Origin of the sequence: Actinokineospora spheciospongiae, assembly GCF_000564855.1 — a bacterium.
Classification (GTDB): domain Bacteria; phylum Actinomycetota; class Actinomycetes; order Mycobacteriales; family Pseudonocardiaceae; genus Actinokineospora; species Actinokineospora spheciospongiae.
In genome coordinates, this window is the sequence record NZ_AYXG01000070.1 from 17,227 (window position 1) to 33,681 (window position 16,455).

Sequence of the window (16,455 nt, forward strand, 5' to 3'; positions counted from 1 at the left end):
AGGAGCGTCGTGGCCGACGCACCCCGCGCCCGCAAGATGGCGAAGCGCATCTCCCAGATCGTGGCCTCGGCCATCGAGCACGAGGTCAAGGACCCCCGGCTGACCGGTGTCACCATCACCGACACCCGGGTGACCGGTGACCTGCACGAGGCCACCGTGTACTACACGGTCATCGGCCCCAAGATCGACGTCGAGCCCGACCACCAGGGCGTCGCCCAGGCGCTGGAGAGCGCCAAGGGCAGGCTGCGCACCATGGTCGGCCAGGGCACCGGCGTCCGCTTCACCCCGTCGCTGACCTTCGTCCCCGACCAGGTCCCCGACGTCGCCCGCGGCATCGACGACCTGCTGGCCAAGGCCCGCGCCGCCGACGCCGAGGTCGCCGCCCGCGCCTCCGGCGCCGTCCACGCGGGCGAGCCCGACCCGTACAAGCCCCCCCGCACCACCGACGACGACGAAGACGACGAGGACGACTAGTCCCCGACCGGTGCCCGACAACGACGCGCCCGTGCCCGACGCCGAGCCGCCCCGCCCGAACCGCCGCACCGTGCTGACCGGAACGGCGGCGGCGGTCGTCGGGGTGGCGGGCATCGGCGTGTTCGGCAGGTGGCTCCTCAAGCCCAAGAGCATCGCCACTCCGGTCACCCCCACAACGGTGCCCCGAACGGCCCTCGGCGGCCCCACGCCCCCCGCGGTCCAGTCGACCCCGTTCCAGTCGGGGGCCCGTGGCCGCACGGTGAACGTGGTCGTCATCCGCCCGGAGAGCACCCCGGTCCGCGACCTCCCGGTCTGCCTCGCCCTGCACGGCCGAGGCGCCGACGCCACCATGTTCGCCAACCTGGGTGTCCCCGCCGCCCTCACCGCGGCGGTCACCGCCGGGACACCCGCCTACGCCGTCGTCTCGGTCGACGGCGGCGACCGCTACTGGACCGCCGCCGACCCCGCCGACGACCCGCGGGCGATGCTGTCGGACGAACTCCCCGGCTGGCTCGCCGAACTGGGCCTGCGCCGCGAACCCCGGGTGCTCATGGGCATCTCCATGGGCGCCTTCGGTGCCCTGGGCCACGCCCGCACCCACCACGTCGCCGCCACCGCCGCAATCAGCCCGGCCCTGTTCACCTCCTGGAACGAGGCGAGGCTCCGCTCGGTCTTCGCCTCGAAGGCCCAGTGGGAGGAAGCCGAACCCCTCCGCCACACCCAGGACCTCAACGGCACCGCCCTCGGCGTCTGGTGCGGCACCGACGACCCCTTCGCCCCCGCCGCCCGGCAGTTGGTCGAGAAGGCGAGACCCGAACGGGCGGAACTCACCGACGGCGCCCACGACGAGGCGTACTGGACGGCCGTCCTCCCGGACGTCCTGCGCTGGCTGGGCACCCACATCTGACGCACCACCCAGTCGAGTGCCATGGTGTGTACCCGGCCGGATGTGTAGTCTGAATCAGTTGGTGTAAGTTTGATTCAGCAGCTTCGGGGGAGGCGTCATGACACAGACGAGCGGTGCGGTGTTCGACCGTGCTCGGGAGGTGGCCGGGCTCAGCCAGCGCGAGCTCGCCGCCGCGACCGGCATTTCCCAGTCCACCCTGTCGAGGATCATGTCCGGCGAGCGTACGGCGAAGGTGTCCGAGGTGGTGGCGATCGCTTGGGCGACTGGTCACACTGTCGCCCAACTGACCGCCGACGCAACGGTGGCCGAGCGAGCTGAGTGCGCGGCGCGGTCGACCAATGGGTCGAACATGGAGCAGATGCGGGGATCGCTGCTGCACTTCCTGGAATTGAACGACTACCTCAACGATCAAGCCATCCCCGCCACCGTCTGATCGAGCCGAGAGACATCGTGGACCCCGAGCGCGAAGGCCGCACCGAGGCGGTGCGTTTCCGCCAAGCGAATCACCTGGGCACACAGCCATTGGGTGATCTGATCACCATCGTGGAACAGACGACCGGCATCGATGTGGCGGTTCTGGACACGGGGCCGGATGAACACGGCCTCACGATGAGAGATCCCGCCACCGAAACGGTGTTCATCGGTGTTGCGCGCACACGACACCCGATGCGACAACGGAGCACGCTCGCCCACGAGCTCGGACACGTCCTGTTCGAGGACTGGGGGGTGTGGTCGTCGGATGACAGCGGGGGAGAGACGGGGCGCAGCCCCGGCGAAGTTCGTGCCGACGCTTTCGCGCGCCACCTGCTGCTGCCGATCGAGGGCCTCGGGGAACTCGTGAAAAGACCAGGAGCGGTCAACCAGACTGTTCTCTCCAGCGTCGTGCAGCGGTTCATGGTGTCCCCCGCGATAGCCGCCATCGCTCTGCGCCAAGCCGGGTGGATCGACTACACGACGAAACAGGCGTGGATGGGACTGACGGCCCCGCAGTTGGCTGCTCGGTTCGGTTGGATCGATCTGTACCGCGCGTTGCAGGAGGAGTCCGACAGGAGGAGACCGCCGCAGCGCCTCTTGGCGCGTGCGATCAGGGGTTATGTGGAGGGCGTGGTCTCCGCCCAGACAATCGCCACGCTGCGCGGCACGCCCTTGGATGTCGCTGAGGCGGATCTGCGCGAGGCAGGCGTTCGTCCCGTGGAGGCGGTGCCGGTCTGGGCAGATCTGGATGAATTGCCTGGCGTGCGGGTCGACCTTGACGCTCTTGACGCCGATCTCGCCCGTGTTGACAACGATGTCCCTGGACAGACGGCACGAGAGCGGGAATGACGCAGCTTCCCATCATCGATGCGGGTCCTGGCCTGAACTTTCTGTCAATCGGGAAGGAGCGCATTCTCATCAAGGCGCTCGGTCCGCTCAGTACTCCGGAGGCGGTCCGGGATGAACTGCTGCGCAAGGCCGAACATGATCGCCGGTTCCGGCGCGTTCTCACGACTTGGCCCAAGTTGACCGCCAGGTGGGTTGAGGTGCTGTCCGACAGTCAGACACCGGAACTCGCCGCGGTGGTCCGGAGGATCACGCAACTCCCCATGGCCCAGCGCATGAAGACGTCCAAGACTTGGGTGAGACCATGGTCGTTGCGCACGCGGTCGTCGCGGCCGAGGCAGGCCAGGAGGTGATCGTCCTCATCGATGACAGCGAGGGCGCGCGAATGGCGACCAAGGAATGCGCCAGGCTGGACCGCCTCCGTGCAAGCGGTCGCTCTGTCGGAACGATCAAACTGGTGAACACGCGGACCGTCTTGGAACTCCAAGCGGGTCAGTTGATCGCTGATCGAGGAGAGATGCGCACCATCTACAACCAGATGCGCGGGCTCGACGATGGGCTGCCACCGATCGAAGGAACGGACCTCCTCACCACCAAGCGCTGGTCTCGGTGACACGGGGTGAGTGGCAGCCTCCGGAAATGAACCCGACCAGCCCTGGGGCGCGGTCATGTTGCGCGTGGTCCGGCAGCGGCGTTCGACTTGGTCGTCTCTGACTTCCAGGTGCGCGGCGTTGGTGAACGCGGTCGGGCAGGCCGGTTGAGTGGCTGGTTCCACCGCTCGACCATGTTCTCGACCACCTCGTCGGTGATCGAGGAGGCGGCCGGGTACGACGAGGAATTTCGCTACACACGGCGATCTACGGTAACTTGGAGCCACCTTTACTGTCGCCCTGCTGCAGGTGGTATAAACCAATCCAGCGGTGCGGCTGTCCGTGTGAAGGATTACCCGGACTTGTTGACAGATGTTTGCCATCTGGCCAAACTGCGCAACATCACGCAACTGGATCGGGTGGTGGCGATGCGATCGACCAGGCTGACAGCCCTTGCTGCGGCGTCCGTGCTCGTGCTCACGGCCTGTGGTGGCGGGGGGTCGGACTCGGGTTCCGGCGGTGGCGAGGCGCAGTTGACCCTCCCGGGTGTGGACGAGTACCTGAACGCGCCGTGTCCGGAGGTGGGGACCAAGCCCGCCACCGACAAGGAGTTCACCTACTGGTCGATGTGGACCGCCGACGAGCCGCAGGGGAAGGTGCTCGGGAAGGCGATCAGGTGCTTCACCGAGAAGACCGGTGTGCAGGTGAATGTGCAGTGGTTGGGGCGCAAGCTGCTGACCCAGAACGTGGCGCCCGCCCTGAACACCGACACCGTGCCGGACCTGTTCGACCAGGACGTCAGCCAGGTGAAGGCGGCGATCGTGGCGCCGGGTGGGACGCAGACGGTCGAGGACGTGCTCGACTACAAGGTCGGTGAGGGTGACAAGCGGGTGCGGGACGTCATCCCGGCGACCTCCTGGGACTTCCCGGCCAACAAGGACGCCGACGGCAAGATCTTCGAGATCCCGTACGAGCTGATCGGCAACGCCTGGTGGTACAACAAGGACCTGGTGAAGGACTTCCAGGCGCCCAAGACCGTCGACGAGCTGTTCGGGCTGTTCGACAAGGCCAAGGCCGACGGGCTCGCCGCCGTCAGCCAGGACGGTGACATCGACTTCTACAACGCCTACTTCTACACCCAGATCGCCGAGCGGTACGTGGGCGCGGGTGGCCTGGAGAAGGTGGCGTTGGACAAGTCCGGGCAGGCGTGGCTGTCGGACCCGAACCTGGCCAAGGCCGCCGAGCCGGTGGAGAAGCTGGCCAAGGGGCAGTACCTGGTCGACGGGTGGGACGCGGCGAAGTTCCCGCAGGTGCAGCAGCGGTGGGCCGACGGCGAGTCCGCGTACCTGTTCCTGGGGAGCTGGGCGCCGAGCGAGACCCGCGAGTACCTGAGCAAGCAGGGTGGGGACAAGGGCATCGCCTACGCCACCTTCCAGTTCCCGCAGCCCGACGGCGCCGAGCACAAGGTCGTGGAGCAGTTGCCGCTCGGGTTCGCGGTGACCAAGAAGGCCAAGCACCCGGAGGCGGCCAAGGCGTTCATCGCCTACACGCTGAACAAGGACATCCTGTCGGGCATCCCGGCGGTGGCCGACAACCTGACCCCGCGCGCCGACCTGGCCGTGCCGGACTCGCTCAAGGACATCAAGGCCGTGCTGGAGTCCGACGCCGAGCACACCATCTTCATGGACGGGCTCGACGCGCTCTCCGGCGGCAAGTGGGTGGAGTCGGTGTTCTACCCGCTCAACAACGACCTGCTCAAGGGCAAGCTGACCGCGAAGCAGTTCGTCGAGGGGCTGGCCGCCAAGCAGGCCGAGTTCTGGAAGACGAACAACTGATGGCGACGGTGACCGCACCCGCCGAGGGGCGCACCTCCTCGGCGGGTGCCCACCTGTCGAGGAAGAAGCGGCTGTTCTTCCCGTTCTTCCTGCCCGCCGTCACGCTGTACGTGCTGTTCCTGCTGGTGCCGACCGTGGCGACCGTGGTCCTGGGGTTCACGTCCTGGTCCGGGGCGGGGGACACGCCGCGGTTCACCGGTTTGGACAACTACGGCGAGCTGATCGCCTCGGACGCGTTCCGGTACTCGTTCCTCAACACCGTGCTCTACATCGTGGCCGGTGGGGTCGGGACGTTCCTGCTGGCGTTCCTGTTCACCATGGTGCTGCGGGAGATGCGCGGCGGGAAGGTCGTGCGGGCGGTCCTGTTCTTCCCCAACATCGTGGCGCCGGTGGCGCTGGGGATGTTCTTCGGGATCATCCTGGTCTACCGGCCCAACCGGCAGGGCCTGGCCAACTACCTGCTGGAGTCCGTGGGCATCGACGCGGTGAAGTTCCTGGCGCCGGAGAACATCACCTGGGTGGTGACCGGCTGCCTGATCTGGGCCAGCTCCGGCTTCTACATCACCATCCTGATGGCCGCCGTGGACCGCATCCCGCCGTACCTCTACGAGGACTCCGACATCGCCGGGGCCACCCCGTGGCAGAAGTTCCGGCACGTCACCCTGCCGCTGACCTGGGACGTGGTCGGGGTGGCCGGGGTGCTCTGGACGATCTCGGCGATCAAGATCTTCGAGCTGGTGTTCGTGCTCGCCGGGCCGGGCACCTACTCGCCGCCGATCCGGTCCTGGACCCTCGGCGTCTACGTGTTCGACCGCTCGTTCGGCGACCAGGGCGCCCCGCAGTACGGCATGGCCTGCGCGGCGGCGGTCGTGATGATCCTGCTGGTGTCGGTCCTGGTCGTCCTGCTGCGCAGGCTCATGCGCCGCGACACGATCCAGTATTGACGGGGAGCGCCTTGTGACTTCGACAGTGGACGAGCGGCTGGGCGGACCCGTCCGCAAGCCGCCGCGCAAGCCCAAGCCCGCGCCGACCGCGCGCGGGTTCAGCCCGCTGCGCGCGCTGGGCATGGCCGTGGTGTGGCTGTTCACCGCGCTCAACGTGCTGGTGCTGTACTGGCTGGTGATGGCGGCGTTCAAGTCGCCGATCGAGATCTTCACCAAGCCGTTCGCCCTGCCGTCGTACTGGATCGAGCGCGGGCAGGCGTTCCGGAACCTGGCCTACGCGTGGAACAACGCCGGGTTCGGTCGCGCGTTCGTCATCACCGTGGTCCTGGTGGCGGTGTCGTCGGTGGCGATCGTGCTGCTGGCCGCGCCCGCCGCCTACGCGCTGACCCGGTTGGGGGTGCGCGGGGCCAACGGGTTGACCAACTTCGTCGCGATCGGCATGGGCATCCCGTTCCAGACCGTGGTGATCCCGCTGTTCATCGGCATGGCGGAGCTGGACCTGACGAACAACCTGTTCGGGCTGTTCCTGATCTACGTGGCGCTGTCGCTGCCGTTCACCGTCTTCCTGCTCACCGGGTTCTTCCGGTCGCTGCCCGACGAGCTGGAGGAGGCCGCCGCGATCGACGGCGCCTCCCCGGCGCGGACGTTCTTCACCATCATGCTGCCGCTGGCGCGCGGTGGGCTGATCACCGCGCTGATCCTCAACGCCATCGGCCTGTGGAACGAGACGCTGCTGTCGATCGTGTTCCTCAACGAGAACGCCAACTTCACCCTGGCCCGCGCGCTGTTCGCGTTCAACAGCGCGGCGAGCTACCAGTCCGAGTACGGCGGCCTGGTCGCCGGGGTGGCGATCGTGGTGCTGCCGATGCTCGTGCTCTACGTCCTGCTGGCCCGCCGGATCATCACCGGTCTCACCCTCGGCGCGGGCAAGTAGCCCCGACCGGGAAAGGCAGTCCCCATGGCAACGGTCAGCTTCGCGGGCACCACGCGCTACTACGCGGGCAACCCCGTCCCGGCCGTCGACGGTCTGGACCTGGAGGTCGCCGACGGGGAGTTCCTGGTGCTCGTCGGCCCGTCCGGCTGCGGCAAGTCCACCACCCTGCGGATGCTCGCGGGCCTGGAGGGCGTCGACGGCGGCACGATCCACATCGGCGAGCGCGACGTCACCGACCTGCCGCCGAAGGAACGCGACATCGCCATGGTGTTCCAGAACTACGCGCTCTACCCGCACATGACGGTGGGGGAGAACATCGGCTTCCACCTCAAGATCGCCAAGATGGCGAAGTCCGAGCGCGAGAGCAGGGTGCGCGAGGCGGCGGCGCTGCTGGGCCTGACCGACTACCTCGACCGCAAGCCCGCCAAGCTCTCCGGCGGCCAGCGCCAGCGGGTGGCGATGGGCCGGGCGATCGTGCGCTCCCCGCAGGTCTTCTGCATGGACGAGCCGCTGTCCAACCTGGACGCGAAGCTGCGCGTGCAGACCCGCACGCAGATCGCCTCGTTGCAGCGGCGGCTGGGCGTCACGACGATCTACGTCACCCACGACCAGGTCGAGGCGATGACGATGGGCGACCGGGTGGCGGTGCTCAAGGACGGTCTCCTGCAACAGTGCGACACGCCGATCGGCCTGTTCGGCAAGCCCGCCAACCTCTTCGTCGCCGGGTTCATCGGCTCCCCGGCGATGAACCTGATCGTCGGGACGGTGTCCGGTGAGTCGGCGGAGGTGGACGGTTCCGCGATCCCGTTGACCCCGGCCCAGCGCGCGGCCCTGACCTCGGAGGCGGTCGTCGTCGGCGTGCGCCCCGAGGGCTGGGAGATCAAGGCCCCCGGCGACGGCATCCCGGCCACGGTCGAGGTCGTGGAGGAACTGGGCAGCGACCAGTACCTGTACTGCTCCACGTCCACCTCCCGGGTGTCGGTGGACGGCGGCGCCCCGGAGCCCATCGCGGTCCGCGCCCCCGGCATGTCCCCGTGGCAGCGCGGCGAAAAGCTCGGACTCGTCCCGGTCCCGGGCGCGGTGCACCTCTTCGACGCCGCCACCGGCGCCCGCCTGCCCGACTGACACGCGAACGGGCCGCCTCCGCGTCGGAGGCGGCCCGTTCGCGTGTCAGGGGACGTTCTTGATGCGCCGCACCAGGACCGCGCCCAGCAGCCCCAGCAGCGCCGTGACCGCGAACAGCGCCGGGTACCCGCCGAGCGAGGACACCAGCGGGGCGGCGATGACCGGGCCGAGCACGTGCGGCAGCGAGTTCGCCACGCTGATCACCCCGAGGTCCCGGCCCCGGTCGCCGTCGGTCGGCAGGACCTGGGTGATCAGCGCCTGGTCCACCGACACGTACACCCCGTACCCGAGGCCCAGCAGGACCGCCGACAGCACGGTCACCGGCCACGTCGGCCACACCGCCAGCGGCGCCGACCCGGCCGCGATCACCAGCCCCGCCGCCGTCACCAGGCCCTTGCGCCTGCCCAGCCGGTCCGACACCACCCCGCCGACGAACGCCGACACCACGATGCCGACGGTGTAGATCAGCACCAGCAGCAGCAGGCCCTGCTCGGCGCGCTTGCCGGGGAACAGCTCCGCGTACCTGATCTCGTCGCGCAGGAAGTACAGCAGGTACAGGGTTCCGGTGGCGTTGCCGAGCTGGATCAGGAACCGCGTCAGCCAGGCCCACCGGAAGTCCGCGTCCGTGCGCAGGCCGGTGGTGAACGACGCCAGGAACCCGCGCAGCCGCAGCGGGGGCAGCGCGACGGCGGCCCGGTCGTCGCGGACCCAGAACAGGAACGGCAGCACCAGCACCAGCAGCACCCCGGCGACGAGCGCGTACCCGCCCACCACCAGCGTCACCAGCGCCGTGCCCGCCAGCGTCGCCATCGGTTGAGTCGCGCCGACCCAGGCGCTCACGACCCCGCGCTGCCGCACCGGGACCTGGTCGGGGACGGTGGCGACCAGACCGGCCAGCATCGCGCTCAGCGCCACCTGCACCACGACCCAGCCCGCGGCGACCCCGGCCACCGTCGACTGGCCCAGCAGGAACAGCAGGCCCGCCGCGGCCAGGACCGCGCCACCGGCCACCCACGGCTTGCGCCTGCCGAAGCGGGAGGTGGTGCGGTCGGACAGGGCGCCCGCCAGCGGGTTGGCGACCACGGCCACCAGCGCGCCGAGCCCGGTCACGAACCCGAGCGCCGACTCCTTGTCCGCGGGCGCGATGACCGCGAGCTGCTGCGCCAGCAGCACCTGCACCGGGGTGTAGAGCGCGGTCCACAGGCCCAGGCTGGCCAGGGCCATGCCGCCGACGAACCGCCTGCCGACCCGCGGCTGCGCCGAGACCGGCGCGACCGCGGTCACGAGGCCGCCCCGAGGAACGCCGCCGCCCGCTCACCGGCCAGCAGCGCGGGCGCGTGGGTGTTGCCGGTGGTCACCGCGGGGAAGATCGAGGCGTCGGCGACGGTGAGGCCGTCCACGCCGCGCACGCGCAGCCGCGGGTCGACCACGGCGTCGGCGTCCACGCCCATCTTGCAGGTGCCGACCTGGTGGTGGTAGGTCGAGACCGTGCGGCGCACGTAGGTGTCGAGGTCTTCTGCGCCCGGGTGCGCCTCCACCGAACCCCACTCCGCGCGCAGGCCCGGGGCGGCGCCGATCTCCCGGCACAGCTCGACCGCGGCGGTGAGGGCGCGCAGGTCGGCGTCGGTGCCCAGGGTGTTCGGGTCGATGCGCAGCTCGTCGGTGGCCGCCGACCCGGACAGCCGGATGGAGCCGCGGCTGGTGGGGCGGACCAGGCCGGCCTGGAGGGTGAAGCCGCGCATGGGGCCGGTGGCGCCCTCCGGGTACATCGGGACCGGGAAGTGCAGCGGCTGCACGTCGGGCACCGCCAGGCCGGGCCTGCTGCGCCAGAACAGGTGCGTCTGGGCCGGGCCCAGGCCCGCCGACGGGCGGCCGGGGTCGCGCTCGGTGGTGAACACGACCGGCACCAGCACGTGGTCGTGCAGGTTGCGCCCGACCCCCGGCAGGTGCACCAGCGGGGCGACGCCCACCGAGCGCAGGTGCTCGGCGTCGCCGATCCCGGAGAGCATCAGCAGCTTCGGCGACTCGACCGCGCCCGCGCTGACGACGACCTCCGCCGCGGTGGCCCGGCGCACCTGCCCGTCGCGGACGTACTCCACGCCGACGCAGCGGGTGCCGTCGAACAGCAGCCTGCTCGCCCGCGCGTCGGTCTCCACGACGAGGTTCGGGTTGTCGTAGACCGGTTGCAGGTAGGCGACCGCGGAACTGGCGCGGCGACCGCCGGAGATGGTGAACTGCACGCGGGACACGCCGTCGGGGACACCGCTGTTGTAGTCCGGGTTGTACCCGATGCCGGTCTCCACCGCCGCGTCCACCAGCGCGTCGTGGATGGGGTCGGTGGCGTACTTGCTCAGCACCGGCAGCGGGCCGCCGGTGCCGTGCAGCTCGCTGGCGCCCGCGTCGAAGTCCTCGATGTCGCGGTACACCGGCAGCACGTCGTCCCACGCCCACCCGTCGTTGCCCAGGTAGGCCCAGTGGTCGTAGTCGGCCGCCGCGCCGCGGGCGTAGACCATCGCGTTGAGCGAGCCCGACCCGCCCACGACCCGCCCGCGTGGCCAGTGCAGGCGGCGGCCCGCCGCGTGCTCCTGCGGGTCGGTCCGGTAGGCCCAGTCGCGCGGGCCGAACCACAGCTCGCCGAAGCGGCGCGGGTCGTGGATGGTCTCGTCGGTGTCGCGCCCGCCCGCCTCCAGCAGCAGCACGCGCGCGCCCCGGTCGACCATCCGCCGCGCCACCACGCACCCAGCCGATCCGGCGCCCACGACGATCACGTCGTGGGAGCGGTCCTGTGCGGTCGATCCGGTCACTGTGCCGCTCCTGTCGGGGTCAGGCGGAGGTGAAGACCAGGACGGCGTTCTGGCCGCCGAAGCCGAAGGAGTTGCTCAGCGCGACCTCGGTCCGCTGCGCGCGCGGCGCCCCGGTGACGACGTCGAGTTCGACCTTCGGGTCCTGGTTGGCCAGGTTGGCCGTGGGCGGGACGGTGGAGTTCTCGATGGTCAGCACGGTCAGCGCCGCCTCGATCGCCCCGGCGGCGCCGAGGGTGTGCCCCACGACGCCCTTGGTGGAGGTGACCGCGGCCCGGTGGCCGAGCAGGTCGCGCAGCACCGCGGCCTCGGTCTGGTCGTTGAGCGGGGTCGAGGTGCCGTGCGCGTTGACGTGGTCGACGTCGTCCGGGCCGACCCCGGCGGCGGTCATCGCCATCCGGGTGGCCTGCTTGACGCCGCGGCCCTCGGGGTCGGGCTGGGTCATGTGGAAGGCGTCGGCGGAAGCGCCGTACCCGGCCACCCTGGCCCGCACCTTCGCGCCGCGGGCGCGGGCGTCGGCCTCGCGCTCGAGCACCAGGATGCCGCTGCCCTCGCCGACGACGAACCCGTCGCGGTCGACGTCGAAGGGCCGGGAGGCGGCGCCCGGGTCGTCCAGCCTGCGCGAGAGCGCGCCCATCTGGGCGAAGCCGGTGACGATGAGCGGGCTGACCCCGGCCTCGGCGCCACCGGTGATCACGACGTCGCACACGTCGTCGCGCAGCAGCGACAGCGCGGTGCCGATCGCGGTGGCCCCGGAGGCGCACGCGGTGGCGGTGACGAAGTTGGGGCCGGTCGCCTTGAGGTCCATGGCCAGGTGGCCCGCGACCATGTTGGGCACCAGCATCGGGATCAGCAGCGCCGAGACCGAGGTCGCCCCGGTCTCCACCAACTTGCGGTGCTGCTGCTCCCAGGTGCTCACCCCGCCCAGGCCGCAGCCGATCACGACACCGACCCGGGCGCCGTCCCAGGTGTCCGGGTCCAGTCCGGCGTCGGCGACGGCCTCGCGGGCGGCCACGATGGCGAGCTGCACGAACCGGTCGTGGCTGAGCGAGCTGCGCCGACCCACCAGCTTGTTCGCCGAGAAGTCCGGCACCGTGCAGGCGATGTCGACCGGGAGGCCCGCCAGGGCGGGGGCGTGCGCGGCGGTGGAGACCCCCGAGCACACCCCCGCCCAGCTCGCCTCGGCGCCGATCCCGGCCGCGGTCACCAGGCCCAGCCCGGTGACCGCGATCGACGCGTCGTTCACGAGGACTTCGCCGCCGTGGCCTCGAGGACCTGCGCGGCGATGGCCTCGGCGGCGTGGCCGATGGTGTCGCGCGGGGACGCGGTGTCCTCGCTGATCTCCACCCCGGTCTCGGTCTGGATGACGACCAGCAGCTCGACCAGGAACAGCGAGTCCATGTCCAGGTCCTCGAAGGTCACCTCGGGGGAGATCTCGGCGCGGTCGACCTCGAAGCGGGTGACCAGCAGGTCGACGAGGGTGTCGTACATGGGTGAGGTCATCGGGTGCTCTCCTCGGATCGGGATTGGGATCGGGACAGGGGTGGTGCCGTGGGTGTGCTCTGCGCGGGCCCGGCCAGGTTCGGCCAGGTCAGCACGGTGGAGCCCCAGGTGAGCCCGCCGCCGAAGGCGGTGAGCAGCAGCCGGTCGCCGGTGTGCAGGCGCCCGGCCGCCCTGGCCTGGTCCAGGGCCAGCGGGATGGAGGCCGCGGAGGTGTTGCCGACCTCGGCGATGTTGGTGATGCTGCGCTCGCGCGGGACGCCGATGTCGTCGGCGAGCCGGTTGAGGATGCGGATGTTGGCCTGGTGCCCGACCAGGTGGTCCACCTCGTCGACCCGCCACCCGGCCGAGTCGAGCACGGCGCGGGAGGACTTGGCCATGTGCCGCACGGCCTGCCAGAAGACCTGCTTGCCCGCCATGGCGAAGTAGCGATCGCCCGGCTCGGCCGGGCGACCAGACAGCCGCTGCTCGGCGCCGCCGCCGCGCACGGTGATCAGGTCCACGCCGTCGCCGTCGCTGCCCAGGTCGAACGGGCCGACGGCGCCGGGCTCGTCCGGGTCGCCCGCGCGCAGCACGACCGCGCCCGCGGCGTCGCCGAAGATGACCGAGGTGGTGCGGTCGGCCGGGTCCAGGATGCTGGAGTAGGTCTCCGCGCCCACCAGCAGCACCCGGCGCGCCGCGCCCGCGGCGATCAGCCCGGTCGCGGTGGCCAGGCCGTAGACGAAACCGGTGCACACCGCCGAGACGTCGAACGCGGCGGCGCCGGAGAGGCCGAGCTTGGCGGCCACCACCGGGGCGGTGCCGGGGCACGGGCGGTCGGGGGTGGTGGTGGCGACCACCACCGTGTCCACCGCGTCCACACCGGACGGGTCGGCGTCGGCGAGGGCGCGGGCGCCCGCCGCGGCGGCCAGGTCCGAGGTGGTGGTGCCGGGATCGGTGAAGTGCCGGGCGCCGATGCCGGTGCGGGTGCGAATCCACTCGTCGGAGGTGTCCAGGGTGGCGCTGAGCATGTCGTTGCTGACTCGGCGCGCGGGCAGGAAGCTGCCCGTGCCGCACAGGACCGCGGCCCGCGCCGGAGCTGGCGGTGCTGCCACGTCGGTCCTCCTTCGGGCAGGGTCGGGGTTTCGGGTCCAGCCTGTGCCCCGGCGCTGACGGCGCGTTGACGCGGCGGTGACGCAGTGCCGGGGCGACCTCACCGTCACCCCGCCGTCACCGTGCGGTCAGCGCCGGGGCCCTAGCATTCGGCTCGTCCGGGGGGAAACGGGCCCGCCGCGGTGGCGGCCCCCGTGCCGGACAGTCCCATGTAGACAACTCCACGAGACCGGAGCGGTGCGATGAGGATCTTCCAGGGCGTGGGCGAGCTGTCCGCCGCCGCGGGCGAGGACCTGGGGGTCAGCGCCTGGCACGAGGTCACCCAGGCCGAGGTGGACCTGTTCGCCGAGGCCACCGGGGACCGGCAGTGGATTCACACCGACCCCGAGCGCGCCGCCACCGGCCCGTTCGGGCGCACCGTCGCCCACGGGTACTACCTGCTGTCGGTGTTCCCGGCGCTGCTCGACGAGGTGTTCGCCATCCGGGGCGTCGGGTCGGTGGTCAACACCGGCGTCGACGCGCTGCGCTTCCACCGGCCGGTGCCGGTCGGCAGCCGCATCCGGGCCATGGCCCGGCTCGCCGAGGTGCGGGTGAGCAGGCGCGGGGTGGCCGAGCTGGAGGTGGAGGCGGGCATCCACGTCGAGGGGATGCCCGAGCCCGCCGCCACCGCCGTCCTGCACAGCATGGTCCGGCCGCCGCGCGGCGCGGCGGTGGCCGGTGCGGCCCCCGCCGCCGCCGCGACCGGCTGACCCGGCGGGTCAGCCCGTGGGGCTCACCTGGCGGCCAGCGACTCGCGCTGCGACCACCAGATCGCCGACGGCAGGACCAGACCCGGGTCCTGGGCCAGGACGTCGGCGTGCAGGCGCTTGAGCGCCGCCGACGGCTCCAGGCCCAGCTCGGTGTCGAGGTGGCGGCGGTTGCGCTGGAACAGCTCCAGCGCCTCGCACTGCCTGCCGGTGCGGTAGAGCGCCAGCATCAGCAGCTCGCAGAACCGCTCGCGCAGCGGGTGCTGCTCCACCAGTTGGCTCAGCTCGGCCACCGCGTCGCGCTCGCGGCCGACGAGGAGCCAGGCCGCGGCCAGGTCCTCCCAGGCGGTGAGCCTGCGCTCGTCGAACAGCGCCGCCGCGCCGCGGCAGCGCAGGCCGTCGCCCGCGTCCAGCAGGGCCGGGCCGCGCCAGAGCCGCAGCGCCGCGCGCAGCGCGGTGATGGCGCGCTCCGGGTCGGCGCGCACGTCGGCCGCGCCGCGGGCGGCGAGGTCGAGGAAGCGGTTGGCGTCCACGCTCTCGGCGGGGATGTCGAGCAGGTAGCCGTTGCGCATCGCGCGCAGCCTGCTCTCCCGCCGGTCCGGGCCGTCGACGACCTTGCGCAGCCGGGTGGCGTGGGCCTGCATCGCGTTGCGCGAGTTGCCCAGCCGGTGCCCGGACCACAGCTCGTCGGCCAGCTCGCCGTGCGAGATCGCCCGCCCCACGTCCAGGGCCAGCGTCGCCAGCAGGGCGCGCACCTTGTGCGACCCGATGCGGCGCTGCTCGCCGTCGACGGTGACCGTGACTGTGCCCAGGATTTCGATCTGCACGGCACTCCTCGTGACCATACGAATAACAATGGTGACAAACGGTGATGGAAAATGTTCTCGGCGCCGATCCGGCGACACCGACGCAATGGTTGACGTCGATATCGAACCTGTCAAGAGGAATATCATTGTCGAGCAGGTGGGGCAGCTTGGTGAGAATTCCCGAGAAGGGTGCCCGCTGCTGCGAACGCGCGGTACCCTTCGGCCGAACGACGGTAGGGAATGCCTCCCTCCTGGTGTCGGAACCTGGGGAATCCCAGGGAATCCCCGGGGGTGTGCAGGGTTATCCCCAGTGCGACCCAGGGTGTCGGGTGCGGTAATCATTCGGGGCCACAAATGCGCGCGGCGACGTCGGAAGCGATTTAAATTCTTCCGGCGCCCGGTGTTCGGGACGGGGCGCCAGGTGATTTTTCGGACATATTGTTCGTGCTCATACTGCGATCGGAGTATCGGAAGATGACGCGTGCGGCCGCGGCGGTCGACAACCGACCGGTGCCCAGGCTCGACCACGTGATGGTCCTGCTCGACGCCGAGACCCACCGGGCGATCGAGGAGACCGGTTTCCTGGCCGAGCGCCTCGGCCGGATCAAGGTGAAGAAGGCCGACAGCTCGGTGGCGGGGCAGTACTCCACCCTGGGCATCGCCGGGCGCAGCACCCTGGTCGAGCTGTTCGGCGCGGAGATGCCCGGCTCGGCCCCGCTCAGCGGCGGGCTGGTGTTCTCCTTCGAGGAGCCCGGTTCCTCGCCGGGGGCCCGCGCGCTGCTGGACGCGACCGGAACCGTGCGCCACCACCACGACCTGGTCCGCCGGGTGGTCGAGGGGCACGAGGAACCGCAGCCCTGGTACCACCTGATCAACGTCGACCTCGGCGCGGGCAACCCGCTGCTGCTGTTCCTCAACGAGGTCACCCCGGAGTACTTCGCCTCCCTCGGCGCGGTCGCCGAGCCGGACGGGGCGATGCGCCGCGCGGCCTACCTCAACGCCGTGCTGGGCCGCCCGGCCGACCCGGCGTCGCTGCTGCGCGACATCTCGGGGGTGACCCTGCTCGTCGGCGCCGACCGCGCCGCCGCGCTCGCCGCCGCCCTGGCGCCCTTCGGCTGGGTGCCGACCGAGGGCGTGGAGGGCACCGAGCTGGTCGGCCCCGGCCTGACCATCGGCCTGCGGGTCGGCGACTGGCCGCGCGAGCGGGTCGCCGAGATCCACCTCGACCTCGAACCCGGCGCCTGGACCGACGACGTGCCCGCCGAACTGGTCTTCGGCCCCACTTCGCGGCTGGTGTTCACCGGCCCCACCGCCGCCACCTGGCACTTCGCCTGACCGTCCACACCGGACCCAGCAGTCCTCGTTCCCCCGAACACCCTGC

General features: G+C 71.1%; 17 protein-coding genes. 11 read left to right on the forward strand and 6 right to left on the reverse strand.

The window, feature by feature from the left end; genetic code table 11:
• Nucleotides 1-9 precede the first annotated feature (9 nt).
• From rbfA to UO65_RS09080, 9 genes are all read left to right on the forward strand, one after another.
• Nucleotides 10-474, forward strand: coding sequence for a 30S ribosome-binding factor RbfA (rbfA, locus tag UO65_RS09040; protein WP_035280605.1), 465 nt, complete (start codon nucleotides 10-12; stop codon nucleotides 472-474).
• Nucleotides 475-484: 10 nt separating this feature from the next.
• A complete protein-coding gene (locus UO65_RS09045; RefSeq protein WP_052020941.1) occupies nucleotides 485-1,381 on the forward strand; it encodes an alpha/beta hydrolase in 897 nt (298 codons plus the stop codon).
• A gap of 97 nt (nucleotides 1,382-1,478) precedes the next feature.
• Complete coding sequence (locus UO65_RS09050) at nucleotides 1,479-1,814, forward strand: helix-turn-helix domain-containing protein (RefSeq protein WP_035280606.1); 336 nt, start codon at nucleotides 1,479-1,481, stop codon at nucleotides 1,812-1,814.
• Nucleotides 1,815-1,831: 17 nt separating this feature from the next.
• On the forward strand, nucleotides 1,832-2,704 hold the full coding sequence (locus UO65_RS09055; RefSeq protein ID WP_035280609.1) for an ImmA/IrrE family metallo-endopeptidase: 873 nt from the start codon (nucleotides 1,832-1,834) through the stop codon (nucleotides 2,702-2,704).
• A gap of 301 nt (nucleotides 2,705-3,005) precedes the next feature.
• Nucleotides 3,006-3,314 carry a PIN domain-containing protein gene (locus UO65_RS37975; RefSeq protein ID WP_233427496.1) on the forward strand — a complete coding sequence of 103 codons (309 nt, stop codon included), beginning with the start codon at nucleotides 3,006-3,008 and terminating at the stop codon, nucleotides 3,312-3,314.
• A 525-nt stretch (nucleotides 3,315-3,839) separates the two neighbouring features.
• On the forward strand, nucleotides 3,840-5,126 hold the full coding sequence (locus tag UO65_RS09065) for an ABC transporter substrate-binding protein (protein WP_233427497.1): 1,287 nt from the start codon (nucleotides 3,840-3,842) through the stop codon (nucleotides 5,124-5,126).
• The gene (locus UO65_RS09070; protein ID WP_035280611.1) at nucleotides 5,126-6,070 is read left to right on the forward strand and encodes a carbohydrate ABC transporter permease; all 945 of its coding nucleotides are present in this window, start codon (nucleotides 5,126-5,128) and stop codon (nucleotides 6,068-6,070) included. The genes UO65_RS09065 and UO65_RS09070 overlap by 1 nt, the downstream gene beginning before the upstream one ends.
• A gap of 13 nt (nucleotides 6,071-6,083) precedes the next feature.
• Entirely contained in the window at nucleotides 6,084-7,004 is a 921-nt protein-coding gene (locus UO65_RS09075) for a carbohydrate ABC transporter permease (RefSeq protein WP_035280613.1), read from the forward strand.
• Nucleotides 7,005-7,028: 24 nt separating this feature from the next.
• Nucleotides 7,029-8,129: an ABC transporter ATP-binding protein gene (locus UO65_RS09080; protein ID WP_035280615.1), complete on the forward strand. Its 1,101-nt coding sequence runs from the start codon at nucleotides 7,029-7,031 to the stop codon at nucleotides 8,127-8,129.
• A 45-nt stretch (nucleotides 8,130-8,174) separates the two neighbouring features.
• On the opposite strand, the gene UO65_RS09085 is transcribed toward UO65_RS09080, so the two are convergent.
• From UO65_RS09085 to UO65_RS09105, 5 genes are read right to left on the reverse strand one after another with little or no spacing between them, the layout of a single operon-like run.
• Nucleotides 8,175-9,413 (reverse strand): MFS transporter, encoded by a 1,239-nt coding sequence (locus tag UO65_RS09085; protein ID WP_035280617.1) that lies wholly within the window; start codon nucleotides 9,411-9,413, stop codon nucleotides 8,175-8,177.
• Entirely contained in the window at nucleotides 9,410-10,933 is a 1,524-nt protein-coding gene (locus UO65_RS09090; protein WP_052020942.1) for a GMC family oxidoreductase, read from the reverse strand. The genes UO65_RS09085 and UO65_RS09090 overlap by 4 nt, the downstream gene beginning before the upstream one ends.
• Before the next feature lie 19 nt (nucleotides 10,934-10,952).
• Nucleotides 10,953-12,176 (reverse strand): beta-ketoacyl-[acyl-carrier-protein] synthase family protein, encoded by a 1,224-nt coding sequence (locus UO65_RS09095; RefSeq protein ID WP_035280619.1) that lies wholly within the window; start codon nucleotides 12,174-12,176, stop codon nucleotides 10,953-10,955.
• Nucleotides 12,173-12,433, reverse strand: coding sequence for an acyl carrier protein (locus tag UO65_RS09100; protein ID WP_035280621.1), 261 nt, complete (start codon nucleotides 12,431-12,433; stop codon nucleotides 12,173-12,175). The genes UO65_RS09095 and UO65_RS09100 overlap by 4 nt, the downstream gene beginning before the upstream one ends.
• On the reverse strand, nucleotides 12,430-13,524 hold the full coding sequence (locus UO65_RS09105; RefSeq protein WP_035280623.1) for a beta-ketoacyl-ACP synthase III: 1,095 nt from the start codon (nucleotides 13,522-13,524) through the stop codon (nucleotides 12,430-12,432). Before UO65_RS09105 ends, UO65_RS09100 begins: the two co-directional genes overlap by 4 nt.
• A 240-nt stretch (nucleotides 13,525-13,764) precedes the next feature.
• On the opposite strand from UO65_RS09105, the gene UO65_RS09110 reads away from it, so the two are divergent.
• Nucleotides 13,765-14,271 (forward strand): MaoC family dehydratase, encoded by a 507-nt coding sequence (locus tag UO65_RS09110; protein ID WP_063935914.1) that lies wholly within the window; start codon nucleotides 13,765-13,767, stop codon nucleotides 14,269-14,271.
• 23 nt (nucleotides 14,272-14,294) lie between these two features.
• Here the strand turns inward: UO65_RS09110 and UO65_RS09115 are convergent, their stop codons facing one another.
• Entirely contained in the window at nucleotides 14,295-15,095 is an 801-nt protein-coding gene (locus UO65_RS09115; RefSeq protein ID WP_035280625.1) for an AfsR/SARP family transcriptional regulator, read from the reverse strand.
• Between the two features lie 453 nt (nucleotides 15,096-15,548).
• On the opposite strand from UO65_RS09115, the gene UO65_RS09120 reads away from it, so the two are divergent.
• Complete coding sequence (locus UO65_RS09120; protein WP_052020943.1) at nucleotides 15,549-16,409, forward strand: DUF5829 family protein; 861 nt, start codon at nucleotides 15,549-15,551, stop codon at nucleotides 16,407-16,409.
• The last annotated feature ends 46 nt before the right edge of the window (nucleotides 16,410-16,455 follow it).

Excerpts from the sequence above, each read along its gene's own strand:
- UO65_RS09050 (WP_035280606.1), top strand. The coding sequence starts at position 1,479 with ATGACACAGACGAGCGGTGCGGTGTTCGACCGTGCTCGGGAGGTGGCC.
- UO65_RS37975 (WP_233427496.1), top strand. The coding sequence starts at position 3,006 with ATGGTCGTTGCGCACGCGGTCGTCGCGGCCGAGGCAGGCCAGGAGGTG.
- UO65_RS09070 (WP_035280611.1), top strand. The coding sequence starts at position 5,126 with ATGGCGACGGTGACCGCACCCGCCGAGGGGCGCACCTCCTCGGCGGGT.
- UO65_RS09080 (WP_035280615.1), top strand. The coding sequence starts at position 7,029 with ATGGCAACGGTCAGCTTCGCGGGCACCACGCGCTACTACGCGGGCAAC.
- UO65_RS09100 (WP_035280621.1), bottom strand. The coding sequence starts at position 12,433 with ATGACCTCACCCATGTACGACACCCTCGTCGACCTGCTGGTCACCCGC.
- UO65_RS09110 (WP_063935914.1), top strand. The coding sequence starts at position 13,765 with ATGAGGATCTTCCAGGGCGTGGGCGAGCTGTCCGCCGCCGCGGGCGAG.
- UO65_RS09120 (WP_052020943.1), top strand. The coding sequence starts at position 15,549 with ATGACGCGTGCGGCCGCGGCGGTCGACAACCGACCGGTGCCCAGGCTC.